Here is a 24,422-nt window from a genome sequence, read left to right on the forward strand (position 1 = left end):
ACTCTCTCTCCAAGGTAGTGGCAACGACGGCACCGGCAACGGTGCCGTCGTCTTTTCCGGCTCTGGCGTCAAACGCTCGGCGCTGCCTAGAATCGGCCACCAGGACAAGGTGTCCACAGGAGCAGGGGAAGGATGCACAAGACCATTCTGGCGGCCGCACTGGCCGTCATCGGGGGCGTTGCCGCAGGCAGCGCGGGGGCGGTGGACCTGACGCAGTACCTGCGCCGGGAGACCTTCACCGATATCAAGATCTCGCCGGGGGGCGAGTACGTAGCGGCAACGGTTCCGAGGGAGGACAGTACCGCGATCGCGATCCTGCGGTTGAAGGACAAGGAGGTGGTCGGCAGTTTCTGGCCGCCCAGCCGCAATCATGCGCAGGAATTCGACTGGGTCAGCAACGAGCGCCTGTTGATCGGCCTGGCCCAGAAGTGGGGCTCGCTCGACCAGCCCAATCCCACCGGCGAACTCTATGCCATCGACGCCAATGGCAACCGTGGCGAGCTGCTGGTCGGCTATCGCGTCGAAAGCAAGGGCCCGGGGACCCGCATCCAGCCGAAGAAAGTCGAAGCCGTGGCCGCCTTCCTGGCCGACGACCTGCCGGGTGACGAGCGCAACGTGCTGGTGACCGTATGGCCGCTGGCCGAGGATCCGTTCACCCGCGTCGATCGCATGGATGTGACCACCGGTCGTCGCTCGCGGGTGGCGTCTTCGCCGGTACGGCGCGGTGAGTTCACCACCGACGGCGCCGGCGAGGTCCGCTTCGTGCACGGCTCGGGCAGCGACAACATCAACAAGCTGTATTTCCGCGAACGCAGTGGCGACAGCTGGAAGCTGATCAATGATGAGGCGGTCAGCAAGCGCATCGAAACCGCCCTCGGCTTCTCGGCCGATGACAGCCTGGCCTACCTCAACGTCGAGCAGGCCCAGGGCCCGGATGCGATCGTCAGCTGGAACCCGCAGACCGGCGAACGCGCGACGCTTCTACGCGACGAGGTGGTCAATCCGTACCGCATCATCCACCGGCCCGGCACCCATGTGCCGGTAGGCGCGCTGTACCTGGGTGACAAACCGCGCACGCGCTTCTTCGATGAAGGCTCGGCCGATGCGCGCCTGTACCGCAGCCTGGAGGCCGCCTTCGGAGGGCCCGTCTACATCACCTCCAGCACCCGCGATGGCCGTGTCGTGCTGGTGGAAACCTGGTCGGGCTCGAATCCAGGCGATTTCTATGTGTACGACACGGTGGCGCGCAAGGCCGATCACCTGATCAGCCGCAGCGACTGGATCGACGTGGACCGTAGCGCCAGCGTGAAGCCGATTGCACTGAAGGCGCGCGACGGGCTGCCGCTGCATGGCTTCCTGACCCTGCCGGCCGGCAGCGACGGGCGCAACCTGCCGATGGTGGTGATGCCGCATGGCGGCCCGTTCGACATCTTCGATTCCGGCCAGTACGACCGCGAAACGCAGATGCTGGCCGCGGCCGGTTATGCCGTGCTGCAGGTCAACTTCCGTGGTTCGGGCAACTACGGCCGGGCCCACACCCAGGCCGGGGCGCAGCAGTGGGGCGCGGCGATGCAGGACGATGTCACCGATGCCACCCGCTGGGCAATCAGCGAAGGCATCGCCGACGGCCGTCGCATCTGTATCTACGGCGCCAGCTACGGGGCCTACTCGGCGATGATGGGTGCCGCCCGCGAACCCGGGTTGTATCAGTGCGCGGCGGGCTATGTCGGGGTCTACGACCTGCCGATGATGTACACCCGCGGCGACATCCAGGACCGGGGTTCAGGCGTGACCTATCTGCGCGAATGGCTGGGGGATCCGGCCAAGCTGGGTGCGGTGTCGCCGGTGAACATGGCCGAACGGATCAAGGTGCCGGTGTTCCTGGCCGCCGGTGGCGAAGACAAGCGCGCGCCGATCCAGCACACCGAGCGCATGGAAGCCGCGCTCAAGCGCGCCGGCACGCCGGTGGAAAGCCTGTACTACAAGACCGAAGGCCACGGCTTCTACACCGAGGCCCATCGCAGCGAGTACTACGACAAGCTGCTGGCCTTCCTGGCGCGCAGCCTGGGCGGCAAGACTGCGACGACCGCGCCCGCGACCGGCAAGGACAAGGCGCCCTGAGCTGACAGGGCGGTGGATGATCATTCCGCCGCCCTGGTTTTCCGCAAGCGCAGGGTTTACTTCACCCCGTGCATCATCTTCTTCAGCAGCGGTGCGGCGATGAAGGCCGCCAGTGCGCAACCCAGGCCGATCCACATCAGCAGCCAGAACAGGTGCGCATAGGCGCCGGCTGCGGCCACCATGTCCAGCGATTCGCCTTCCGGCACCTCGATCGCGGCCAGCTTGCCGAACAGCGCGGCCAGCGTTTCCGAGAACGCGGTGGCCAGGAACCAGGTGCCCATCATCAGGCTCATCACCCGCGGCACGGCCAGCTGGGTCACTGCCGACAGGCCGACCGGCGACAGGCACATCTCGCCGCTGGCCAGCAGGAAGTAGGCCAGCACCAGCCACCACACGCTGCCCATCTCGCCAGTGGCGCCCACCTGCTGCGCCGCCAGTGCCAGCGGTACGAACGACAGTGCGCCAATCACCAGGCCCCAGGCCGACTTCACCGGCTTGCCCGGCTCCCAGCCGCGGCGGTCCATCCACGTCCACAGCGCGGCGAAGGCCGGCGCCAGCAGCACCAGGAACAGGCCGCCGAGGTAGGTGAGCGAACCTGCGGTCTGCGGGATCACCAGGCAGTCGCGCACCAGCAGCACCAGCATCAGCACGACAATGGCGGCGAAGAACGCGCGCGGTGCGGCCGAACCCGGGCGCCGTTCCGACAGGCGCGCGCTGACCACGAAGCCCAGCGGTGCCAGCAGCAGCGAGAGGATGGACCACGGCAGCGGCGTGCCGCCGGTGATCACCAGCGAGGGCACGATGTCCTTGGTCAGCAGGCGGTCGGTGAAGGTCACCCACGAGCCGTAGGACTGCTCGTACATCGTGAAGAACACCAGTGCCATGAAGATCAGCACCATCAGCGCGATCATCTGCTGGCGCTGCACCGGCGTGCATTTCGTGCCGGTGAACCAGGCGAACCAGACCAGCACGCCGCCCAGCACCACCAGCATCAGCATCAGCGCCAGGCTGATTTCTCCGCCCAGCGCGAACGCGCCGTTGCCGGCGGCCCACATCAGCCACGCCACCGGCAGCACACCCAGCACCGCGCACAGGTAGATGAGCCATTCGCGCGGCAGGCCCATCACCTTCTGCTTCAGCGCCGCCGGCTGCGGCGGTTCGGCGTGGCCCTGCAGGTACTTCTGGCCCCACAGGAACATCGCCAGGCCGGCCAGCATGCCGATGCCGGCTGCACCGAAACCGTACTTCCAGCCATAGGCCTCGCCGAGGAAGCCGCACACCAGCGAGGAGAACAGCGCGCCGAGGTTGATGCCGGCGTAGAACAGCGAGAAGCCCGAATCGCGGCGCGGGTCGTCCTTGGCGTACAGCTTGCCGACGATGGTGGAGATGTTCGGCTTCAGGAAGCCGACACCCATGATGATCAGCGCCAGCGACAGGTAGGTCACTGCGAGTGCGGAGGTGTCGCGCACCACTTCGCCGTTTACCCGGTAAGCGGCGTGGCCCTCGAAGGCCATGCCGAGGTGGCCCAGCACCAGCAGGATGCCGCCGAACAGCACTGCCCGGCGCATGCCCAGCCAGCGGTCGGCCAGCATGCCACCGAACACCGGGATGCAGTACACCAGGCCACCGTAGGCACCGAGCAGGTCCAGGCCGGCCTTGTCGCCGAACAGGTGGTACTTGGTCAGGTACAGCAGCAACAGCGCCTTCATGCCGTAGAAGGAGAAGCGCTCCCACATTTCAGTGAAGAAGCAGACGTAGACGCCCTTGGGGTGGCCCAGGAAGTCGTCGGAAGCGATAGCGGTGGAATTCATCGCGGAATTATAGGCCTGTGACCTGATCCGCTTTCAGTAGATCCACGCCATGCGTGGATTGCCGGACTGGCCTGGGCGATCACAGGTATCGCAACCACGGCAGATCGCGCCTTCGCGCTTTGAACCGCGCGAAGGCCCGCGTCGGCGGGTACAGCACCACCGCCAGCGCACAGGCCACCAGCAGCAGGCCGCTGACCGAATCCAGGGCATACAGCTCGCCATGGGTCGGCCCCCAGGCCGCCAACGCGGCCAGGTACAGCCCCTTCAGTAAGTACAGGTGCAGCAGGTAGAAGAACATCGGCGCAGCGCCGATATCGGCCAGCGGCTGCAGTGCCCGCGCCAGCGGCGGCCATTCGTACAGCCGCAGCAGCAACACTCCCACGCCCAGGGTCAGCAGCAGGAACTGCAAGGACGGCGGGTATTTGGTGACGTTGAAGATGCTCAACCACGTGCGCAGCGTAGTGGTCTGGTACGACCAGGGAGCATCCCCGTACTGGTTGGCCAACCGCAGCAATGCGAACAGGGCCAGCGCGCTGACGCCTGCCCACAGCAGCCAGCGCTGGCGCTGCTCCGGCGCGCGCGCGCGGCCAAACCAGGGCCCCATCAGATAACCCAGCGCAATCACCCCGATCCACGGCAGTACCGGATAGGAGGTGCGCAGGCGCAGCGTGCCAGCCTCGATCCAGTCGCGCTGGTGCAGTACTTTCCACAGCACCGCCAGCAGGCCATTGCCTTGCACCCGAAGGCCGTCGAACAGGTTGTGCCCGGCCACCACCGCGATTGCCAGCATCAGCAGGGCCGGGCGTGGCAGCCACAGCAGGCCGGCCAGCGCGATCATGCTCAGCCCGATGGCCCAGATCACCTGCAGGTACAGCGTGTGCGGCGGCAGCTGGAAGGTCCAGGCGAAGTTCACCAGGGTCAGTTCCAGCACCACCAGGAACAACCCGCGCTTGAGCAGGAAGGCGGCTGTGGCCCGGCGCGGATCCGGCTGGCGCTGGCCGTACAGCCAGGCCGACAGGCCGGTCAACAGGACGAACACGGGTGCGCACAGGTGGGCCAGCAGACGGCAGGCGAACAGCGCAGGGGAGACCGTGGCTGCGTCCATCGGGTCGCTCACCTGGTGCTGCAGGAAGAAGGTCTCGCGCACGTGGTCCAGCAGCATCAGCAGCATCACGGTGCCGCGCAGCTGGTCGATGGAGGCCAGGCGAGAGGAGGGGGAAGGGGGCATGCGATGCGGAAGCTACAGGGTAGTATTAAGATATAACATATCAATTCAGGTGATCCCAGCCGGACTTTGCCGTGTCTGCCGATTCCGGCTTCACGCACAGCCTCATTGCGCTGTGGCGGCTGCCCCATCCTTTGGCACGCTGGACTTGATCTGTCCTGAACGCTAGCGTGACAGGGATTTTTTGCCAGCAGGGGCTTCCATGAACCACGACGCTGCGCCCAAGCAGCTCACCTTCCGCGCAGTGGCCCTGGCCATCGTGCTGGCGGTGGTGCTGTCGGCCGCAAACGCCTACCTCGGCCTGTTCGCAGGCCTGACCATCGCCACCGCCATTCCCGCCGCGGTGATTTCCATGGGCGTGCTGCGCCTGCTGGGCGGTGGCTCCATCCTTGAAAACAACATCGTGCAGACCGGCGCCTCGGCCGGCTCGTCGATCGCCGCCGGTGTGATCTTCACCATCCCGGCGCTGGTGATCATGGGCTACTGGCCGGACTTCAAGTACTGGTGGGTGCTGGGCATCGCCGGCCTGGGCGGCCTGCTGGGCGTGCTGTTCTCGGTGCCGCTGCGCCGTTCGATGATCGTTGAAGACCCGCTGCCGTTCCCGGAAGGCAAGGCGGCGGCGGAAGTGCTCAAGGCCGGTGAGAACCCGGGTCCGGGCCTGAAGATCCTCGGCCTGTCGGCGGTGATCGGCGCGTTCGTCAAGCTGGCTGCGGAGAGCGGCATGCGCCTGATCCCGGACGCCTGGGCCACCTCGGCCTATGTCGGCAGCTCCAAGGTCACCGCCTTCATCGGCACCAACCTGTCGCCTGCACTGCTGGGCGTGGGCTACATCGTCGGCCTCAACGTCGGCATCGTGGTGGTATCCGGCTCGATCCTGACCTGGCACATCGCCATTCCGATCTACCAGGCGTTCTTCATGAACACCGATCCGGCATTGGCCGCGTCGGTTGCTGCGGCTTCCTCCACCGAGGCCGCGTTCGCCATCTGGGGCGCGAAGATGCGCTACCTGGGCGTTGGTGCGATGCTGATCGGTGGCATCTGGACCCTGATCTCGCTGCGCAAGTCGCTGCTCAACGGCGTCAAGAGCGGTTTCGCCGCGGCCCGCAAGAGTGGTGGCCCGGTGCTGGCGCATACCGAGCGCGACCTGCCGATGAAGTGGATGCTGGTCGCCCTGGTGGCGTTCGTGCTGCCGCTGCTGGCCCTGTATCAGGCCATCGTCGGCCAGTGGCACGTGTCGATCCCGATGACCCTCATCATGATCGTCGCCGGCTTCCTGTTCGTCTCGGTCTCGGCCTACCTGGCCGGCCTGATCGGTTCGTCCAACAATCCGGTCTCGGGCATCACCATCTCCACCATCCTGTTCGCCTCGGCCGTGCTGGTCGTGCTGCTGGGCGCTGACGGCCTCAAGCCGGTCGGTGCCGGCGGGGCGCCGCTGGGCGCGGTGGCCGCGATCATGATTGGTGCGGTGGTGTGCTGTGCCGCTGCGGTCGGTGGTGACAACCTGCAGGACCTCAAGGCCGGTTACATCGTCGGTGCCACCCCGTGGAAGCAGCAGCTGATGCTGGGCATCGGTGCGTTCTCGTGCGCGCTGATCATGGCCCCGGTACTGAACCTGCTGGCCACTGCCTACGGCATCGGCGTGAAGTCCGAGCTGCACCCGAACGCGCTGGCTGCGCCGCAGGCCAACCTGATGGCCTCGGTGGCCAAGGGCCTGTTCGGTGGTGAACTGCCGTGGACCTTCATCGGCATCGGTGCTGTGGTCGGCGCTGCCATCATCGCCTTCGACAGCTGGCTGAAGTCGCGCAACGCGCGCTTCCGCGTGCCGGTGCTGGCTGCCGCCATCGGCATCTACCTGCCGCTGGAACTGATGGTGCCGATCTTCCTCGGCGGCCTGATCGCCCATCTGGTCGAGCGCTTCCACAAGGTGCGCGCCGATGACGAAGAAGGCCGCGACCGCGTGCACAAGCCGGGCGTGCTGTTTGCCGCCGGCCTGATCACCGGTGAGGCACTGATGGGCATCGCCATCGCGATTCCGATCGTGGTCAGCAGCCGCGCCGACGTGCTGGCGGTGCCGTTCCACCTGCCGGGCGCACAGTGGATCGGCCTGGCCGTGCTGTTCCTGGTCGGCTGGCTGATCTACCGCACCGGCAAGTACGCCAAGGCGTAAGCAATGGGGTCGGACGCCTTCCCGCAGGGAAGGGCTCCGACCCCGCGCTGACGGCGTCTGGGGTCAGAGCCGATTCCGCCGGAATCGGATCCGACCCCGGCGTCCCCACAAACCCCGCTTCGGCGGGGTTTGCTGTTTCTGGCGATTGCCCGCCTGCAGCCATGACCGATGGCCTTGGCAGCCCCGGCCATGCGGGCCTACCATCGGTTTTTTGCCGTCCTGCGGAGACCCCGATGAAACTGCGTCATGCCCTGCTGCCACTGAGCCTGCTGGCCGCCCTGCCCAGCGTCGCCGCTGCCCGTGGCCTGGAAGTCCGCGACATGGTGGCCATGGACCGCGTCTCCGCGCCGGTATTGACCGCTGACGGCGGCACCGTGGTGTTCGCCAAGCGCAGCGTGGATGCCAATCTCAAGGCCTCCACCGCGCTGTACGCGCGCAACCTGCGCACCCGCGACGCAGCGCCGCCGAAGCAGATCACCCCGGCCGGCTGGAACGTCAATTCCGCTTCGCTGTCGGCCGATGGCCAGACCGTGTATTTCCTCAGTGCCAGGAACGGCAGCCAGCAGCTGTACGCGCAGCCGATCAGCGGCGGCACCCCGCGCCAGCTGACCGACTTCCCGGTCGACGTGGACAGCTACCGTGTGTCGCCGCAGGACGACCGCGTGTTGTTCAGCGCCGGCGTGTTCCAGGCCTGCGCCTCGGACCTGGCCTGCACCGAGAAGAAGCTGAAGGAAAAGAAGGACGCCAAAGCCAGCGGCCAGGTGTGGGATTCGCTGTTCGTGCGCCATTGGGACACCTGGAACGACGGTCGCCGCAACACCCTGTTCGTCGCTCCGCTGCCGGCAGCCAAGGCCGGTGCAGTCAAGGGCGCTTCGGCGCTGAGCGCGACCATCGATGGTGATGCGCCGTCCAAGCCGTTCGGCGGCAATGACGACTTCGTTTGGTCGCCGGACGGCGCCAGCGTGGTGGCCAGCATCCGCGTGGCCGGCAAGCAGGAGCCGTGGTCGACCAACTTCGACCTGTACCGCTTCGACGCCGCCGGCAAGCAGGCGCCGGTCAACCTGACGGCCTCCAACCCGGCCTGGGATGCCGGCCCGGTGTTCAGTGCCGACGGCAAGACGCTGTTCTACCGCGCGATGAAGCGCCCGGGCTTCGAGGCCGACCGCTTCGGCCTGATGGCGATGGACGTTGCCAGCGGCAAGACCCGCGAGATTGCCCCGCGGTGGGATCGTTCGGCCGGTGGCATCACCCTGTCCGCCGACGGCGCCAGCATCTACACCACCGCCGACGACCTCGGCGAACACCCGCTGTTCCAGATCGACGTGGCCAGCGGCAAGGCCACCAAGCTGATCGGCGACGGCAGCGTGACCGCGGTCGACGTGGCCGGCAACAGCGTGGCGATCACCCGCAACAGCCTGAAGAGCAACGACCAGGTGCTGGTCGGCCTGCTGCCGGCCGCGGGCGAAGCCATCGGCGAACTGCGCGCGCTGACCCCGGCCGCAGGCGAGGTGCTGAAGGACGTGTCCTTCGGCGACTACGAGCAGTTCGAGTTCAAGGGCTGGAACAACGACACCGTGCACGGCTACGTGGTCAAGCCGCACAACTACCAGGAAGGCAAGTCCTACCCGGTGGCGTTCCTGATCCACGGCGGCCCGCAGGGCAGCTTCGGCAATGGCTGGAGCTACCGCTGGAACCCGCAGACCTACGCGGGCCAGGGCTACGCGGTGGTGATGATCGACTTCCACGGCTCCACCGGCTATGGCCAGGCATTCACCGATGCGATCAGCCAGCACTGGGGCGACCGCCCGCTGGAAGACCTGCAGAAGGGCTGGGATGCGGCACTGAAGAAGTATTCCTTCCTCAACGGTGACAAGGCCTGCGCGCTGGGCGCCAGCTACGGCGGCTTCATGGTCAACTGGATCGCCGGCAACTGGAACGGCCCGTTCAAGTGCCTGGTCAACCACGACGGCGTGTTCGACCAGCGCATGATGGGCTACGCCACCGAAGAACTGTGGTTCACCGAGTGGGAGCAGGGCGGCACGCCGTACCAGAAGGCCGCCAACTACGAGAAGTTCAACCCGGTCAACCACGTGGCGGACTGGAAGAAGCCGATCCTGGTCATCCACGGCCAGCAGGACTTCCGCATTCCGGTCGAGCAGGGCCTGGCCGCGTTCACCGCCGCCCAGCGCCAGGGCATCGAATCGAAGTTCCTGTACTTCCCGGATGAAAACCACTGGGTGCTGAAGCCGAACAACAGCATCCTGTGGCATGACACCGTCAATGCCTGGCTGAAGCAGCACATCGGCAATTGATGATTGCAGCGCCGCCCTTCGGGGCGGCGCTTTTGTTTCACCCTGTGCTTTACCGGTGGGTGCCGACCGTTGGTCGGTGCACCTTCCGGATCTGCCGCCAACAGCAGCCGGCCAGCGGCCGGCTCTACCAGAGCGCCTGCATGCCTTCGACTGCCCTGATCCAGAACGACATCGTCGTCTTCGGTTTGATTGCCGCCACCCTTGGCGCCGTGTTCTGGACCGCCTCGCGAGAGCAGGGCCTGTGGAAGCGCGTCTACACCTTCGTGCCGGCACTGCTGCTGTGTTACCTGATTCCCGGCATCTACAACACTGTGGGCCTGATCGACGGGCAGAACACCCGGCTCTACAACCCGATCGCGCGCGACATCCTGCTGCCGGCGGCGCTGATCCTGCTGACCCTTGCGGTCGACATCAAGGGCATCCTGCGGCTTGGCCCGAAGCTGGTGCTGATGTACCTGGGTGCCTCGGCCAGCATCATGCTCGGTGCGGTGGTGGCGTTCCTGCTGATGCGTGCCGTGCATCCGGAAACCGTGGCCGGAGACACCTGGGCCGGCATGGCCGCGCTGGCGGGCAGCTGGATCGGCGGCGGCGCCAACATGCTGGCGATGCGTGAAGTGTTCGACGTCAATGCGACCACCTTCGGACAGTTCGCGGTGGTCGACGTCGGGGTCGGCTACGTATGGATGGCCGCGCTGATCTTCCTGGCCGGGCGCGCGGCGAAGATCGACGCGCGCAGTGGCGCCGATACCTCGGCCATCGATGAGCTGAAGGAGCGCATCGCGCGCTTCCAGGCCGAACACGAACGCATTCCCAGCCTGACCGACCTGATGCTGATCGTGGCGGTGGCCTTCGGCGGTGTCGGCCTGGCTCACGCCATTGGCGCACCGCTGGCGGCGTGGTTCAAGGCGAATGTCAGCTGGGCTGCGCAGTTCAGCCTGGACGCGCCGTTCGTGTGGGTGGTGGTGCTGTCGACCACGCTCGGCCTCAGCCTGAGTTTCACCCGTGCGCGCAACCTGGAAGGCGCGGGCGCATCGCGCCTGGGCTCGCTGCTGCTGTACTTCCTGATCGCCTGCATCGGCATGCAGATGGATCTGCTGGCGCTGCTGGACCGCCCGTGGCTGTTCCTGCTGGGCATCATCTGGATCAGCGTGCACATCGTGCTGCTGTGGTGCCTGGGCAAGCTGCTGAAGGTACCGTTCTTCTATTTCGCCATCGGTTCGCAGTCGAACATCGGTGGCCCAGCCTCGGCGCCGGTGGTGGCCGCGGCGTTCCATCCGGCCCTGGCGCCGGTCGGCGTGCTGCTGGGGACGATGGGCTATGCCACCGGCACGTACCTGGCCTACATCGTCGGCATCACCCTGCGCGCGCTGGCCGGGCAGGGCTGATACGGTGATGGGGTCAGATCCCTTTTGCGACGCAAAAAGGATCTGACCCCGGTTCCCGGTGAATCACGCCACCGGCAAGCCGCGTTCGATCAACCACGCCTTCGCGTCTTCGGCGTCCTGTTCAAACCACGCCTGGGTAGATCCCAGCCGATACGTATATCCCCACGCATCCATGTCGGCCATCAGCCGCTGGCTGCCGACACCGGGCAGCTGCCCGGCCAGCACGATCTGCAGGTAGCAGGTCGCGTCTTCCTCGGCCACCGAGTCGGTGGCATCGGTGTGCACCTGCGCACGCCGTTCCGGCGGCAGTACGATCAGGTGGCAGGCCTCATGCAGCATCGAGTGCACGGGCGTGTCATCGCGTACGTACACGTTGCTGGCGATGATGCCGGCCTCTGGCTCGCCCCAGTAACTGCCGGGAATCGGTTCGCCGGGCGCCACGTGGTGCAGCCGAAGGCCATGCGCGGCGAGCAGGCGCTGCGCGTCGGCGAAGGCGATGTCGCCCACGCAGGTGATGTCCACGGCGGTTGTCGTATCGGTCATGCGGGTCAGACAGCCCCGCCCATGCAGGCACGGGCGGGGCAGGGGATCAGGGCTTGTCCGGACCTTCGGGCAGCGCCACGGAAATGTCCAGCACGTCGTGCTGGCCATCCTTTACCAGGTCGACCTTCACCGCATCGACGTCGATGTTCACGTACTTCTTGATCACTTCCAGCAGCTCGCGCTGCAGCAGCGGCAGGTAGTCCGGGCCACCACGGTGGCTGCGTTCCTGCGCGATGATGATCTGCAGGCGGTTCTTGGCGGTTTCGGCGGTGGTCTTCTTCGCTTTGAGGAAATCAAACAGGCCCATGCTTACCCTCCGAACAGCTTGCTGAAGAAGCCCTTCTTCTCGACGTTGGTGAAGCGCATCGGGCGTTCTTCGCCGAGGATGCGCGCGACGGCGTCTTCATAGGCCTGGCCGGCAGCGGATTCGACATCCAGGATGACCGGCTCGCCCTTGTTGGAGGCGTTGAGCACGTCGCCCGATTCCGGAATCACGCCGATCGCCTTCAGGCCGAGCACTTCCTCGACGTCGGCGATGCTCAGCATCTCGCCGCTTTCCACGCGCAGCGGGGTGTAGCGGGTCAGCAGCAGGAAGGCCGGCACGTCCTGGCCGGACTCGGCCTTGTGGGTCTTCGAGTCGAGCAGGCCGATGATGCGGTCGGAGTCGCGCACCGACGACACTTCCGGGTTCACCACCACCACCGCACGATCGGCGAAATACATCGCCAGGAAGGCACCCTTCTCGATGCCGGCCGGGGAGTCGCAGATGATGTAGTCGAAACCGTCGGCGGCCAGGTCCTTCAGAACCTTGCCCACGCCTTCCTGGGTCAGTGCGTCCTTGTCGCGGGTCTGCGAGGCGGCCAGCACGTACAGGTTGTCAAAGCGCTTGTCCTTGATCAGGGCCTGCTTGAGGGTGGCTTCGCCGTGCACGACGTTGACGAAGTCATACACCACGCGGCGTTCGCAGCCCATGATCAGGTCGAGGTTGCGCAGGCCGACGTCGAAGTCGATCACCGCCACCTTCTTGCCGCGCCGCGCCAGGCCGCAGGCCAGGCTCGCGCTGGAAGTGGTCTTGCCGACGCCGCCCTTGCCGGAGGTGACTACGATGATTTCAGCCAAAGGACTTCTCCTGATGATTCTGTTTGGGGGCTGCGTCAGTCCAGCGCAGCGATCTTGATCTGGTCCTGTTCCAGCCAGACCTGCACGGCCTTGCCGCGCAGGTTGTCCGGGACATCGTCCAGTACCTTGTAATGGCCGGCAATGGCGACCAGTTCCGCATGGAAATCACGGCAGAAAATGCGTGCCGCAGTGTTGCCCTGGGCCCCTGCCAGCGCGCGGCCGCGCAGGGTGCCGTAGATGTGGATGCTGCCATCGGCAATGACCTCGGCGCCGGCGCCGACGGTGGCCATCACGGTCAGGTCGCAGTTCTCCGCGTACAGCTGCTGGCCCGAACGCACGTTGCCCAGCTGCATGCGGCCCGGCTTTGGTGCAGCCGCGTCGGCCACCTTGGCCACCGGCGTTGCCGGGGCCGGCTTCGGTTCGGCACGGGCTGCGCGGCGCGGCTCCGGTGCAGGCGGCGGCGGGGCCGGTTCGGCCTCGGCACGCTCGTACTGCGCTCGGAACTTGGCCAGCAGCGGCAGGCCGAGCTGCTGCGAGAGCAGGTCGATCGCGCTGGTGCCATAGGCAAGCGCCACCGGCAGCACGCCGGCGCTGCGCAGGCCATCGACCAGCGCCTGCGCGGTGGCCACATCCGGCACCTGGCTCAGGCCGCCGAAGTCGAGGATCACCGCGGCGCGGCCGAACAGCTTCGGGGCGCGGGTCACGCGCTCGCGCATTTCCTGCACGAGGCGTTCGACATCAAGGGTACGGATGCGCAGGTTGGCGATGCCCACCTGGCCGATCTTCAGTTCACCGGCCTGTTCGTAATCGAAATTCACCGCCACGCTCAGGTCCCCGTCGGCCGCTGTGCCTGCGCCGGCAGCTGCCGTGCGCGTGTCCATGCCACATCCGGCAGCTTGCCGCCGTAGGTCTCCTTGACCCAGGGGTAGCTGCACAGTTCCTTGGCCAGCATGCTGGCGCGCACATCGACCTGCGGCATCGTGTTCTGGCCCAGCTCGCGGAAGCCGAAGCTGCCGTGGAAGAGCAGGGCGGCATCGGCGCCATGGTCGAGGAAGACTTCGCAGGTCATCTGCGGGTAGCGCAGTTCGGCGAAGCTCTGCGCGTCGGCATAGAACGCACGGCCGACGCCGCCGCCACGACGGCGGCTGGCGACCACGATGCGGTCGATATAGAAGAACGGGGTGTCCAGCTGCTGCTTGAACCAGGCGAAATTGCTGCTGTCGTGCTGGCTGTCGCTGCCAAAGCCGATCAGGAAGCCGGCCAGGTTGCCGTCGCGCTCGGCGACGCGGAAGTATTCAGCGGTTTCATAGAACAGGCGCAGGCGAGCCGCATCCAGGGGAAGGATGGCCAGGCCAGCATTGTTGTTCAAAGCCAGGACGGAATCGAGCTCGTGCTCGCGCACGTCGCGGATGACAATCGACATTGTGACTCCGTGGGGTAACGCGGTTGGTCCATCAAGGGACCCTGCGCACGATTATTGCATGCCCGGGGTGGGCTGCGGCATGAACAGGCGACTGCAGGGGCATGACTTCCGTGGGAGTGCGCGACGCAGGCCGGGCCCGTAGAGTGCTGGCATGTTGGGAGTCCTCAGCCATACCCGCGTCCTCCGCCTGGCCGGCCTGTTCACCTGGGTCATGGTCGGCCTGCCGCTGGCGTACTCGCAGTTCGAGAACCTGCACAGCCGCGCTGACATGGGCGGCTGGGCGATCCTGCTGTTCGTTGCCTACCTGTCCTTCGGCACGGCCTACTACTGGCTGACCCGCATCCTGCGCAGCGACAGCCACACCAGCTGGCTGGACCGCAGCCTGCTGCTGTTGCTGACGGTCTCGGCGCTGGGGGTCAGCTTCCTCAGCGGGTCGGGCCTGGGCAGCATCCTGATGATGGTGGCCGCCGGGGTCATTCCGTGGATGCTGTCGGTACGGCTGGGGGTGCTGTGGCTGCTGGTGAGCCAGCTGGCCGTGGCTCCGGTCTACTACATGCTGCTGCGCTTCCCGCTGTTCGAAGCGGTGATGCAGTCGCTGCTTTACGGCGGCTTCTCCATGTTCATCTTCGTGACCAGCCTGGTTGCGCGTCAGCAGACCGAGGCCCGCGACGAGCAGCGCCGGCTCAATTCAGAGCTGCGCGCCACCCGCGCCCTGCTGGCCGAGAGCGCGCGGGTCAACGAGCGCACCCGCATTTCGCGCGAACTGCATGACCTGCTGGGCCACCAGCTGACCGCGCTGACCCTGAACCTGGAGGTCGCCGGGCACCTGGCCGAGGGCCAGGCCCTCGACCACGTGAAGCGCTCGCACGCGCTGGCCAAGCTGCTGCTGGGCAATGTGCGCGAGGTGGTGAGCCAGCTGCGCGAGACCGGCGCGATCGATCTGGCTGCGGCGCTGCGCCCGCTGACCGAGAACGTGCCCTCGCTGGACATCCAGCTGGAGATCGAGGATCCGCTGAACGTGGAGGACCCGCAGCGGGCCCACGTACTGCTGCGCTGCACCCAGGAGATCATCACCAACGCGGTGCGCCATGCCAGTGCCCGCCACCTGTGGATCAAGGTGTACCGTGAAGCCCCCGATCGGGTGGTGGTCGAGGCCCGCGACGACGGTGTCGGCGCGGATATGGTCAATGTGGGCAATGGCTTGCGCGGCATGCGCGAGCGCCTGCAACAATGTGGTGGCCAGCTGCAGATCGAAACCCGCCCCGGTGAGGGTTTCCGGCTGCGGGCGACGGTGCCGGCAACGGTGCTGGTGGCGGCCCTTACCAAGGTTCCTGAAGGAGTGCGTTGATGATTCGCGTCTGCCTGGTCGACGACCAAACCCTGGTGCGGCAGGGAATCCGCTCCCTGCTGGCGCTCGACGACGGCATCGAGGTGGTGGCCGAGGCCGGCGACGGCCGGCAGGCGGTCGAGCTGATCCCCCAAGTACGCCCCGACGTGGTGCTGATGGACATGCGCATGCCGGTGATGTCGGGGCTGGAGGCCCTGCAGGTGCTGTCGAGGCAGGAACAGCTGCCGCCGACCATCATCCTCACTACCTTCGACGACGATCAGCTGGTGCTGGCCGGGCTCAAGGCCGGTGCCAAGGGCTACCTGCTCAAGGACGTCACCCTGGCACAGCTGGTCGGTGCCATCCGCACCGTGGCCGACGGGGGATCGCTGGTGCAGCCTGCGGTAACCCAGCGCCTGCTGTCCGGCCTGGAGCACATGCGCAATGAATTCGTCAGCCTGGACCGCCCGGACCCGCTGACCGACCGCGAGACCGAGATCCTGCGGCTGATGGCCAGCGGCTTCTCCAACAAGGAGATCGCCAATTCGCTGGGCGTCGCCGAGGGCACCATCAAGAACCACGTGTCCAACATCCTTTCCAAGCTGGGTGTGCGCGACCGTACGCGTGCCGTATTGAAGGCCTTCGAACTCCAGCTGGTATAAGAAAAATCTTTCAAGTACAAAGACTTGGGTCGTGGCCGGGGGTTTCCGCCAGGGTTGACCCCTACTTGCCGGGTAGCGGTATGCGTTACCCTTCGAATCCTTTGTCCATACAAATACGCAGCCGGCAGGGAAACCGGTGCGCCAATCCCGATAAACAATGCCCGCGAAGCCTGCTAGGATTGGCGCTTCGCTTCAATCAACCCGGCCGTGGGATCGGCCCCGGAGACTCTCTGAATGACCCGTATTATCGAGTTCCTGATCGCCTTGGGGATCGTGGCTGGCCTGTTCGTCATCATTGGCGTATGTCTGCCGGGCGAGCGTCACATCACCGAAAGCATCGAGACCAACCGCAAGATGACGATCGTGTACGACACGGTCAGCAGCCTGCGCCGCTTCAAGGACTGGAACCCGCTGGTACTGCGCGATCCCGCCGTTGACCTGAAGCTGTCCGGCCCGGCCTCGGGTGTCGGTGCCACCCTCGACTTCACCTCCAAGGACCTGGGTACCGGTTCCTGGAAGATCACCGAAGCCGAAGAGAACAAGCGTGTTGTGATCGCCATCGAGGACGCCACCAAGGGTCACGACAAGGTCACCACCTTCAACCTGGAGCCGACCGGCAAGGGCGGTCGCAACGTCAAGATCACCCAGGACTACTCGGTGAAGTACGGCTTCGACCTGTTCGGCCGTTACGCCGGCCTGTATGTCAGCCGCCAGATCGGCGACGACATCAAGATGGGTCTGTCGCGCATGGCCAACATGCTCGCAACCGTGCCGAACGTGGACTACCGCACGCCGGAAGCCCCGCTGACCGACCTGGCCATCGTTGAAGTGCCGGCCGAGAACCTGCTGGTGGTCAACGCCGGCAACGTGGACCGCGGTCAGGACACCATCACCAAGTCCATCAAGGACAACCAGGAGTGGATCAAGCGCGTGATGGAGGCCAATGGCCTTGAAGCTGCCGGTCCGTTCCGCATCATCACCACCGACTTCGGCCAGGAGAAGTACGCCTTCGACATTGCCCAGCCGGTGAAGAAGAAGGGTGCCGAAGGTGCTGCTGCCGACGAGCTGACCGTCAAGATCGACGGCGGCGCTCCGGTCAAGTACGTGCACGTTGCTCCGCACCGTTCGGCGCATGCGGCCTACACCGGCCACATGGCGGGTCTGGACGTGGCGCGCAACGGCCTGCGTGCCTGGGCCGTGACCTCGGGCAACGAAGTCATCGACCGTCCGTACGAAACCTGGAAGGACGGCATCGACAAGTCGTTCACCCCGGAAGGTACCTACGACATCTACTGGGCCGTCAAGTAATCCCCGGCTGAGCCATGTAGTGTTGGACACGAAAACGCGCCGCTCATTGCGGCGCGTTTTTTTTTCATCCGGCGCCCGGCAAGGGGCGCTGCGCAAGGAGCCCTCATGTTCAATCTGGAACGTCGCGCACGTAAGCCTTCCCTGCTGGCCTGCCTCGGGGCGCTGTTGGCTGCCGTCTCGATCGGCCTGTCTGCCTATGCATCGCATGGCGTGGCCGACCCGTTGGCGCAGCAGCATCTGAACATGGCGGCGCTGTATGCGTTCGCGCATGGCGCGGTGCTGGTCGCGCTTGGGCCGCGCGCGCAGGGGGTGATCGCACACCTGGCGCTGTACGTGCTGCTGCTGGGGGTCCTGCTGTTTTCCGGCAGCCTGGTGGGTGGGGCGTTGTGGCAGTGGCCGACACGGATGGCGCCGATCGGTGGCACCAGCATGATGGCCGGGTGGGTATTGCTGGCGATCAATGCGTTGAGGCGGTGAGGGTCGCAGGGGTGTCGCTCCGATCCATGCCGATGCGATCGTGATGGTTCATGGGCGTTACTTTTCTTTTCGCGCGAAAAGAAAAGTAACCAAAAGAAACGCGCCGCCGGTCGCGAGCCGGTGCTGTGCACCGGTCCCCTGTGCTCCTCGGCCCGTCGAGGGGCGGTGCGGAGAGCAGCCGAGCATGGCTCGGCTCTACAGAATCGCAAGCACCTCTTCGCCCTCGCCGGACCTGCGGTGCTCGGCTCGCTTGAAGGCGGATCCAACAGCCGCGCGCTGATCCCTTATAGAGACTTCGAGCGAAGCGACCGGCTTCTGTCTTTACCTTCTTGTTCCATCTCGTGGTGGGCGCGCGCGGAATCCGCCCGGACAGCTCCATGAATTTCGCCCTGCGGCCGTCACGAGGGGCTCAGCCGTTGGCCGGTCTCCAGCACCAGTGCCAGGGTTCGTAGACGATGCCGTGCGGGTTGTCGCGCGGGTAGCTCAACCGGAAGCCGTGCCCAGCGGCATGGGCCTGCAGCCAGGCGAACGCGTCGGTGGCTTCAAATGATTCCTCGGCCGGGGCATCGCCCGGCGTACCGATGTCCAGCGCGTGGCCGCTGTGGTGTTCACTGAACCCCGGCGCGGCATTCACCTTCAGGATCTCCGTCACGCTCAGCCCGCGTGCCAGCTTCCGTTCGAAGATGCCCAACTGGTAGGCATGGCTGCGGAAGCCGGAGATTGCATCCAGTGCGATGCCATCCTGCGCGGCGTGCAGGCGCATCCGTCGCCAGCCCTGCGCGGCGCCACGGCGCAGCCACAACGGGCGGCCGAAGCGGTCGCGGCCAGCGAAGTGCAGCAGGCACGGTTCGGGTTCCAGCGGCAGGCCACTGTCGTCGGCATAGCGCTGCGCATCCAGGCCGAGCTGCCGCAGGCGCTGCTGCAGCCCGGCGAGGGGCAGCCACTGCGCTTCCAGATCTGCACCGAACGGCCGGGCCGCAGCTGCATCCAGCAAGGCCAGTGCTTCCTCGGCCCCGGGCTCGCGCGCCAGGCGCGGCACCATGGCGTGCACGCCGTGTTCCACCACCGCCGCCAGGTAACGGCCATCGCACTTGCGCCGCAGCACCCAGTTCGCTCGTGACAGCAGGCGCGCGTCGAGATTGCTGCGCGCACGCAGCAGGCCGGCCGGCCACAACTCGATGGCTTCGGTATTGATCAGCAGGGGCAGGCGTCGTTGCATCGCCGCAGCTTACTGCCGCGGGCCCGGCACGGCCACCTTGCGCAGTGCTTCCAGCAGCGCCTGTGGCCGATCGAGACTGAGCAGCAGGGTGCTGCCATCGCGGACCGGCAGGGCGAGGACGCTCGCGCGGTTGGTGACCAGGGCGAAACCCTTGCCACCGCCCTGCAGGCGAAAGTGACCGGAATAGAAGCCCGGCATCGCGTAGCCGTTGGTCTTGAAGCGGATGCCATAGCGGGGGTCACGCTGCAGGTCGACCACCTCGGCCTGGTCCAGCCGCAACTGCGCCACCGGAACGCGGCGGCGGTACATCGTCGAACGCACGTCCAGCATGCCATCGGCCAGTTCCACCCGGCGGCGGAAGAATGCTGCGCCCAGCCCGATGCCTAGCGCTGCAATGACCAGCAGGCTCCAGGCGGCGCTGCCGCCCATCCGGAACCAGGGTGGCGACAGCGTTACTTCGATCCAGGGCGCCGTCGCCGGCGCCTTGTACAACTGCGCATACAGGCAGGCCACGAAGGCGGCGAGCAGGGGCAGCACGATCCACAGCACGCGCAACGGCGAGCTCTCGGCCACCTCGTACTGTTTCGGATCGCTGGCGCCCATGGCTCAGGCCTCCTTCTGGAACACCAGCATCGCCGGGCGCATCGGTGCGGGGATGATGATGTTGACCAGTTCCCAGCCCAGTTGGCCCTGGCGGCTCAGCTCGCTCTGGATGTCCTCGGCCTTGAGCAGGCCCATCATGGACGTCTTGACCTCGATCGTCTGGTAGCTCCAACGCTTGCTCATTCCTTGTCCTCCGAAGATGGCGTGGGTTTCGGCAGGCGTCCTGCCTTGCGCAGGGCGTCGCGCAGCACGTATTCGATCTGTGCGTTGAGGCTGCGCAGCTCGTCGTCAGCCCAGCGTTGCGCCGCGGCCAGGACCTCGGCGTTGATGCGCAGCGGATAGGCTTTCTTCTCACTCATGCAAGCTCCTGGCGGGGCGGTGGGGCGCCCCGTTGCGAGGGTGGTTCAGTACAGCGAACCGGCGTTGACGATCGGCTGGGTGCCGCGGTCCGAGCACAGCACGGTCAGCAGGTTGCTGACCATGTGCGCCTTGCGTTCCTCATCCAGCTGCACCACGCCGTTCTTCTGCAGTTCGGCCAGGGCCATTTCAACCATGCCGACCGCACCGGCCACGATGCGCGTGCGTGCAGCGATCACTGCGTTGGCCTGCTGCCGCTGCAGCATCGCCTGGGCGATTTCGGCGGCGTAGGCGAGGTGGCTGATGCGTGCGTCGATCACCTGCACGCCAGCGTCGGCCAGGCGTTCGGCCAGCTCGTTCTTCAGGTGCTGGGAGATCTCGCTGGCATGGCTGCGCAGCGCCAGCTGTCCCTCCTCGTGCTGGTCGTAGGGATAGCTGGTGGCCATCGCGCGCAACGCCGATTCGGACTGGATGTGCACGAAGCTCTCGTAGTCGTCCACGTTGTAGACGGCCTCGGAGGCATCGACCACCTGCCAGACGATGACCGCAGCAATCTCGATCGGGCTGCCGTCCAGCTCGTTGACCTTCAGCTTGCCGCTCTCGAAGTTGCGCACGCGCTGGCTGACCCGGCGCTTGGCATAGAAGGGGTTGTTCCAGCGCAGGCCGTTGTCCTTGACGGTGCCGACGTACTTGCCGAACAGGCTCAGCACCGCCGCCTGGTTGGGCTGGATGGTGTACAGGCCGGCCAGGATGAAGACCGCAGCGAAGATCACCAGCATGCCGGCCAGCATCAGCAGCAGGTTCGGTGAGCCGGAACCGGTCCTGGTCGTCGCCCCGAGTACGAACAGTGCGGTACCCGCCAGCGCGACCAGCAGGGATCCGGCCAGGGTGCCCAGGCCGTTGAGGGAGGCAAGCGACTTCTCTTTCATGGCGGTACGTCCTTGAGGGTTCGAATTGAAGATATCAAATTGATATCACTTGTCGACTACCGTTCGTCGGATGCCATGGTCAGGGTGCGCGGCCAGCTAGAATGCCCACCCGCCTTCACGTCGCTGCTGGAACCGCCATGGCCAAGCTTGGAACTCCGTTGTCCCCCTCCGCCACCCGCGTGCTGCTGCTGGGCTCGGGCGAACTCGGCAAGGAGGTGGCCATCGAGCTGCAGCGGCTGGGCGTGGAAGTGATCGCCGCTGACCGCTACGCCGATGCCCCGGCCATGCAGGTCGCCCACCGCTCGCACGTGATCGACATGCTCGATGCGATGGCGCTGCGCGCCCTGATCGCCCAGGAGCAGCCGCATCTGGTGGTGCCGGAGATCGAGGCCATCCATACCGAGACCCTGGTCCAGCTGGAGCAGGAGCAGGGCCTGCGGGTGATCCCGACTGCGCGCGCCGCACGCCTGACCATGGACCGCGAGGGCATCCGCCGCCTAGCCGCCGAAACCCTGGGCCTGCCGACCTCGCCCTACCGCTTCGTCGATACCGAGGCCGAATACCGCGCTGCCGTGGCTGCCATCGGCCTGCCGTGCGTGGTCAAGCCGGTGATGTCGTCCTCGGGCAAGGGCCAGAGCACCCTGCGCAGCGAAGCGGACATCGCTCCGGCCTGGGAGTACGCACAGACCGGTGGCCGTGCCGGTGCCGGCCGCTGCATCGTCGAAGGTTTCATCGATTTTGATTACGAGATCACCCTGCTGACCGTGCGCCACGCCGGCGGCACCTCATTCTGTGCGCCGATCGGCCACCTGCAGAAGGATGGCGATTACCGCGAAAGCTGGCAGCCGCAGCCGATGTCGAGCGCGGCACTGGCACGTGCCGAGGAGATCTCACGTGCGATCACCGACGACCTTGGCGGTTGGGGCCTGTTCGGCGTCGAGCTGTTCGTGAAGGGCGACGAAGTGTGGTTCAGCGAAGTGTCGCCGCGCCCGCACGATACCGGCCTGGTGACCCTGGTTTCGCAGGAACTGAGCGAGTTCGCGCTGCACGCGCGCGCGATCCTCGGCCTGCCGGTTCCGGTGATCCGCCAGAGTGGCCCGTCGGCGTCGTGCGCGCTGTTGGCACACGGCGAGGGTGTGCCGTACTTCAACAATGTCGCCGCCGCGCTGCAGGTACCGGATACCGCCGTGCGCCTGTTCGGCAAGCCGAGCGTGCATGGCCACCGCCGCGTCGGTGTGACCCTGGCGCGCGCGGAAACCATCGACGAAGCACGCGCCATCGCGCGTGATGCCGCCGACGCCATCGGCGTCGAGCTGCGCCCCTGAAAAAGGAGCGACGACCAACGGTCGTCGCCTACCGAAACCCGGTGGGTACCGACCGTTGGTCGGTACGCTCAACGTGCAGTCGACTCTACCGCACGTCCACCCACACCAGGTGGTGGTCGCTGCCGTCGGCGATCTTCGCTTCCGGGCTTTCATTGGCCGGCCAGAAGATGCCGCTGCCCACGTACTCGAAACCGGTCGAGGGAAGCACGTAGTCCAGGCGCATGGTGCCGGACTTCGGGCCGAAATCGCCGGTGGCGTGGAACGGTGCGCCCTTGCGTTCGATGCCCTTGGCCGCATAGGCCAGGCTGGTCTGCTCGCCGCCGACGCTGCGCGGGGTGGGGTAGCGCAGCACGCGCGCGTTCTCGATCAGCTCGACGATCGCCTCGTGGCGGCCATCGCCATCGACCGGGTCGTTGTTCAGATCGCCGAGGATCACGAAGCGCGCGTCCTCCGCCAAGCCGCCGCACTGGCCCTTGTCGTCGCACAGCCAGGGCTTCTCACCCTTGGACAGGTATTCCTGCCACAGGCGCAGTTCGTCGTGGTTGCGTGCCGCGTTGCGCTTTTCCGGGCCGTCGAACACCGGCGGCGTCGGATGCGAGACCAGCGCGTGCACCACGCCGGCCGGGGTCTTCACCGGCACGTCCCAATGCGACTTCGACGACAGGCGCAGCTGCGACCACACATGGTCGTTGTAGAAGCTCTGGCCGGTACGTGGGTCGACCGGGCGGATCGCGCCGGGCATCGCGCTCCACTTCAGCAGCTGGAAGCTGCGCACCTTGGCTTCGTCGATCGGGTAGCGCGACAGCACCAGCATGCCGTACTGGCCGGGGTGCAGGCCGTAGCCCCAGGCATCGTTGCCGCGGCTGCGGCCTTCGCCGCCGACCACGCCGTTGTTGTCCAGATCCAGGCCGCTGGGCACACCGGTGTTGACCGGCGCCAGGTAGCGGTAGGCAAAGTGCAGCGGCTTGCCGCCGCCGGGCTGGGCGACTTCCAGGTAGCGCTTCTGGAACAGGTCGGCGGCGCGATGGGCATCGTCGAAATCGAATTCGTTCAGCAGTACCAGGTCCGGGCGCACCTGCTGCAGCACGGCGGCGATCTTGCGTGCGTGCTCGCTGTCGCCCTCCAGTTCCTTGATCAGGCCACCGGCATCATCGGAGTACAGCGAAGTGTTGTAGGTGGCCAGGCGCAGCGCAGTAGACGGCTTCTCAGTCATCGCGGGGGACGTGGCAAAGGCGGGGGCGGTGGCGCCGCAGAGCAGGGCCAGGGCGAGGATCAGGGGTTTGGCGTTCATCCCCCTATTCTGCACCCGGCCCGGTGTCAGCGGTTTGTCAGCGCCCGTCCAGTTCGTTGTCGAAATCGTGCCAGCGGCGGCCGTCGTAGGCCTCAAGGGGATGGAAGCGACGCTTGTAGTCCATCTTCTGGTGCCCGCGGATCCAGTAGCCCAGGTACACGTGCGGCAACCCCTCGCGGCGCGCCCACTCGATCTGTTGGAGGATCGCGAAGGTACCCAGCCCGCGCGCAGCGTGGTCCGGGTCGAAGAACGTGTAGACCGCCGACAGGCCATGCTCGGTGACGTCGGTCACCGCCACCCCCAGCAACTGGCTGGGCTGGCCGTCGTGGCCGGGCAGGCGCATCTCCATGAAGCGGGTGTGCGACCAGCTGCCGATCAGGAACTGCTCGAACTCGTGCGGGCCATGGTCGTCCATGCCGCCATTGGCGTGGCGGTGGGTGAGGTAGCGGTGATACAGCGCGAACAGGTCGTCACGGGCGGTGGCGGCGGTGATCCGCACCTCCAGGTCGTCATTGCGGGCGGCACAGCGGCGCTGGCTGCGGTCCGGGGCGAAGCGGGCCACCGGGATGCGCACCGCCACGCAGGCCTGGCAGTGCGCGCAGTGCGGCCGGTAGACCAGATCACCGCTGCGGCGGAAGCCCCAGCTCAGTGCCAGCGGGTACAGGCCACCCAGCCGGCGATCGTGCGGATCCAGCACCAGGTCGCGCGCCACCCGGTCGGACCAGTACCCGCAGGGGTGCTCGCCGGTCTGGAAAAGCCGCAGTTCGTCGTCTCTATCGCCGTGTAGTGCCATGGGCACAGCATAGCCCCAGCCCGTC

At 66.4% G+C, this 24,422-nt stretch carries 23 protein-coding genes; 9 read left to right on the forward strand and 14 right to left on the reverse strand.

The genetic code is table 11. From position 1 onward, the window contains the following. Nucleotides 1–132: 132 nt before the first annotated feature. On the forward strand, nt 133–2,121 hold the full coding sequence (locus tag ACEPA4_RS05590; RefSeq protein ID WP_065178122.1) for a S9 family peptidase: 1,989 nt from the start codon (nt 133–135) through the stop codon (nt 2,119–2,121). 56 nt (nt 2,122–2,177) lie between these two features. On the opposite strand, the gene ACEPA4_RS05595 is transcribed toward ACEPA4_RS05590, so the two are convergent. Both ACEPA4_RS05595 and ACEPA4_RS05600 read right to left on the reverse strand, forming a co-directional pair. Next, a complete protein-coding gene (locus tag ACEPA4_RS05595) occupies nt 2,178–3,932 on the reverse strand; it encodes a peptide MFS transporter (protein WP_139726812.1) in 1,755 nt (584 codons plus the stop codon). Nucleotides 3,933–4,011: 79 nt separating this feature from the next. Beyond that, nucleotides 4,012–5,160, reverse strand: a complete 1,149-nt coding sequence (locus ACEPA4_RS05600; RefSeq protein ID WP_139726813.1) for a DUF1624 domain-containing protein — start codon at nt 5,158–5,160, stop codon at nt 4,012–4,014. A 199-nt stretch (nt 5,161–5,359) separates the two neighbouring features. Between ACEPA4_RS05600 and ACEPA4_RS05605 the strand changes: the two genes are divergently transcribed. The 3 genes from ACEPA4_RS05605 (at nt 5,360) to ACEPA4_RS05615 (ending at nt 11,021) form a co-directional block, all read left to right on the forward strand. After that, nucleotides 5,360–7,324, forward strand: a complete 1,965-nt coding sequence (locus ACEPA4_RS05605) for an OPT family oligopeptide transporter (protein ID WP_049435318.1) — start codon at nt 5,360–5,362, stop codon at nt 7,322–7,324. Between the two features lie 233 nt (nt 7,325–7,557). Continuing rightward, entirely contained in the window at nt 7,558–9,636 is a 2,079-nt protein-coding gene (locus ACEPA4_RS05610) for a S9 family peptidase (RefSeq protein WP_139726814.1), read from the forward strand. Nucleotides 9,637–9,776: 140 nt separating this feature from the next. Next, entirely contained in the window at nt 9,777–11,021 is a 1,245-nt protein-coding gene (locus tag ACEPA4_RS05615) for a DUF819 domain-containing protein (RefSeq protein ID WP_005415680.1), read from the forward strand. A gap of 63 nt (nt 11,022–11,084) precedes the next feature. Here the strand turns inward: ACEPA4_RS05615 and ACEPA4_RS05620 are convergent, their stop codons facing one another. From ACEPA4_RS05620 to ACEPA4_RS05640, 5 genes are read right to left on the reverse strand one after another with little or no spacing between them, the layout of a single operon-like run. Next, entirely contained in the window at nt 11,085–11,564 is a 480-nt protein-coding gene (locus tag ACEPA4_RS05620) for a hypothetical protein (protein WP_005415681.1), read from the reverse strand. A 46-nt stretch (nt 11,565–11,610) separates the two neighbouring features. Next, nucleotides 11,611–11,871, reverse strand: coding sequence for a cell division topological specificity factor MinE (minE, locus tag ACEPA4_RS05625; RefSeq protein ID WP_005408532.1), 261 nt, complete (start codon nt 11,869–11,871; stop codon nt 11,611–11,613). Nucleotides 11,872–11,873: 2 nt separating this feature from the next. Further along, nucleotides 11,874–12,683 (reverse strand): septum site-determining protein MinD, encoded by an 810-nt coding sequence (gene minD / locus ACEPA4_RS05630; RefSeq protein WP_005415682.1) that lies wholly within the window; start codon nt 12,681–12,683, stop codon nt 11,874–11,876. A gap of 35 nt (nt 12,684–12,718) precedes the next feature. Next, nucleotides 12,719–13,564: a septum site-determining protein MinC gene (gene minC / locus ACEPA4_RS05635; RefSeq protein WP_049413254.1), complete on the reverse strand. Its 846-nt coding sequence runs from the start codon at nt 13,562–13,564 to the stop codon at nt 12,719–12,721. Beyond that, nucleotides 13,510–14,106, reverse strand: a complete 597-nt coding sequence (locus tag ACEPA4_RS05640; RefSeq protein ID WP_005415684.1) for a GNAT family N-acetyltransferase — start codon at nt 14,104–14,106, stop codon at nt 13,510–13,512. The genes minC and ACEPA4_RS05640 overlap by 55 nt, the downstream gene beginning before the upstream one ends. 151 nt (nt 14,107–14,257) lie before the next feature. On the opposite strand from ACEPA4_RS05640, the gene ACEPA4_RS05645 reads away from it, so the two are divergent. The 4 genes from ACEPA4_RS05645 to ACEPA4_RS05660 all read left to right on the forward strand — a co-directional run bounded on the left by ACEPA4_RS05645 (nt 14,258) and on the right by ACEPA4_RS05660 (nt 17,880). Further along, a complete protein-coding gene (locus ACEPA4_RS05645) occupies nt 14,258–15,454 on the forward strand; it encodes a sensor histidine kinase (protein ID WP_053497662.1) in 1,197 nt (398 codons plus the stop codon). Beyond that, nucleotides 15,454–16,095 carry a response regulator transcription factor gene (locus ACEPA4_RS05650; protein ID WP_006424175.1) on the forward strand — a complete coding sequence of 214 codons (642 nt, stop codon included), beginning with the start codon at nt 15,454–15,456 and terminating at the stop codon, nt 16,093–16,095. The genes ACEPA4_RS05645 and ACEPA4_RS05650 overlap by 1 nt, the downstream gene beginning before the upstream one ends. Before the next feature lie 234 nt (nt 16,096–16,329). Continuing rightward, nucleotides 16,330–17,403 carry an SRPBCC family protein gene (locus ACEPA4_RS05655; RefSeq protein ID WP_005415686.1) on the forward strand — a complete coding sequence of 358 codons (1,074 nt, stop codon included), beginning with the start codon at nt 16,330–16,332 and terminating at the stop codon, nt 17,401–17,403. Nucleotides 17,404–17,508: 105 nt separating this feature from the next. Further along, nucleotides 17,509–17,880 (forward strand): DUF423 domain-containing protein, encoded by a 372-nt coding sequence (locus ACEPA4_RS05660; RefSeq protein ID WP_005415687.1) that lies wholly within the window; start codon nt 17,509–17,511, stop codon nt 17,878–17,880. Between the two features lie 409 nt (nt 17,881–18,289). Here the strand turns inward: ACEPA4_RS05660 and ACEPA4_RS05665 are convergent, their stop codons facing one another. Genes ACEPA4_RS05665 through ACEPA4_RS05685 form a run of 5 tightly spaced genes read right to left on the reverse strand, consistent with a single transcriptional unit; the run spans nt 18,290 to nt 20,988 of the window. Further along, the gene (locus tag ACEPA4_RS05665) at nt 18,290–19,099 is read right to left on the reverse strand and encodes a D-alanyl-D-alanine carboxypeptidase family protein (protein ID WP_164092688.1); all 810 of its coding nucleotides are present in this window, start codon (nt 19,097–19,099) and stop codon (nt 18,290–18,292) included. A 9-nt stretch (nt 19,100–19,108) separates the two neighbouring features. Further along, entirely contained in the window at nt 19,109–19,702 is a 594-nt protein-coding gene (locus tag ACEPA4_RS05670) for a PH domain-containing protein (RefSeq protein ID WP_065178115.1), read from the reverse strand. A gap of 3 nt (nt 19,703–19,705) precedes the next feature. Continuing rightward, nucleotides 19,706–19,885 (reverse strand): DUF4177 domain-containing protein, encoded by a 180-nt coding sequence (locus ACEPA4_RS05675; RefSeq protein WP_374083015.1) that lies wholly within the window; start codon nt 19,883–19,885, stop codon nt 19,706–19,708. Further along, complete coding sequence (locus tag ACEPA4_RS05680; RefSeq protein WP_065178114.1) at nt 19,882–20,061, reverse strand: Arc family DNA binding domain-containing protein; 180 nt, start codon at nt 20,059–20,061, stop codon at nt 19,882–19,884. Before ACEPA4_RS05680 ends, ACEPA4_RS05675 begins: the two co-directional genes overlap by 4 nt. Before the next feature lie 45 nt (nt 20,062–20,106). Then, on the reverse strand, nt 20,107–20,988 hold the full coding sequence (locus ACEPA4_RS05685; protein WP_061480381.1) for an SPFH domain-containing protein: 882 nt from the start codon (nt 20,986–20,988) through the stop codon (nt 20,107–20,109). 137 nt (nt 20,989–21,125) lie between these two features. Here ACEPA4_RS05685 and purT point away from each other — a divergent pair, with 137 nt between their 5' ends. Beyond that, complete coding sequence (gene purT / locus ACEPA4_RS05690) at nt 21,126–22,313, forward strand: formate-dependent phosphoribosylglycinamide formyltransferase (protein ID WP_139726818.1); 1,188 nt, start codon at nt 21,126–21,128, stop codon at nt 22,311–22,313. A gap of 85 nt (nt 22,314–22,398) precedes the next feature. On the opposite strand, the gene ACEPA4_RS05695 is transcribed toward purT, so the two are convergent. Then, nucleotides 22,399–23,604 (reverse strand): endonuclease/exonuclease/phosphatase family protein, encoded by a 1,206-nt coding sequence (locus tag ACEPA4_RS05695; protein WP_065185994.1) that lies wholly within the window; start codon nt 23,602–23,604, stop codon nt 22,399–22,401. Between the two features lie 37 nt (nt 23,605–23,641). Further along, nucleotides 23,642–24,397, reverse strand: coding sequence for an arginyltransferase (locus tag ACEPA4_RS05700; RefSeq protein WP_053500802.1), 756 nt, complete (start codon nt 24,395–24,397; stop codon nt 23,642–23,644). Nucleotides 24,398–24,422: the final 25 nt, after the last annotated feature.

It is taken from the genome of Stenotrophomonas sp. P2112 (assembly GCF_041897515.1).
GTDB lineage: Bacteria > Pseudomonadota > Gammaproteobacteria > Xanthomonadales > Xanthomonadaceae > Stenotrophomonas > Stenotrophomonas sepilia.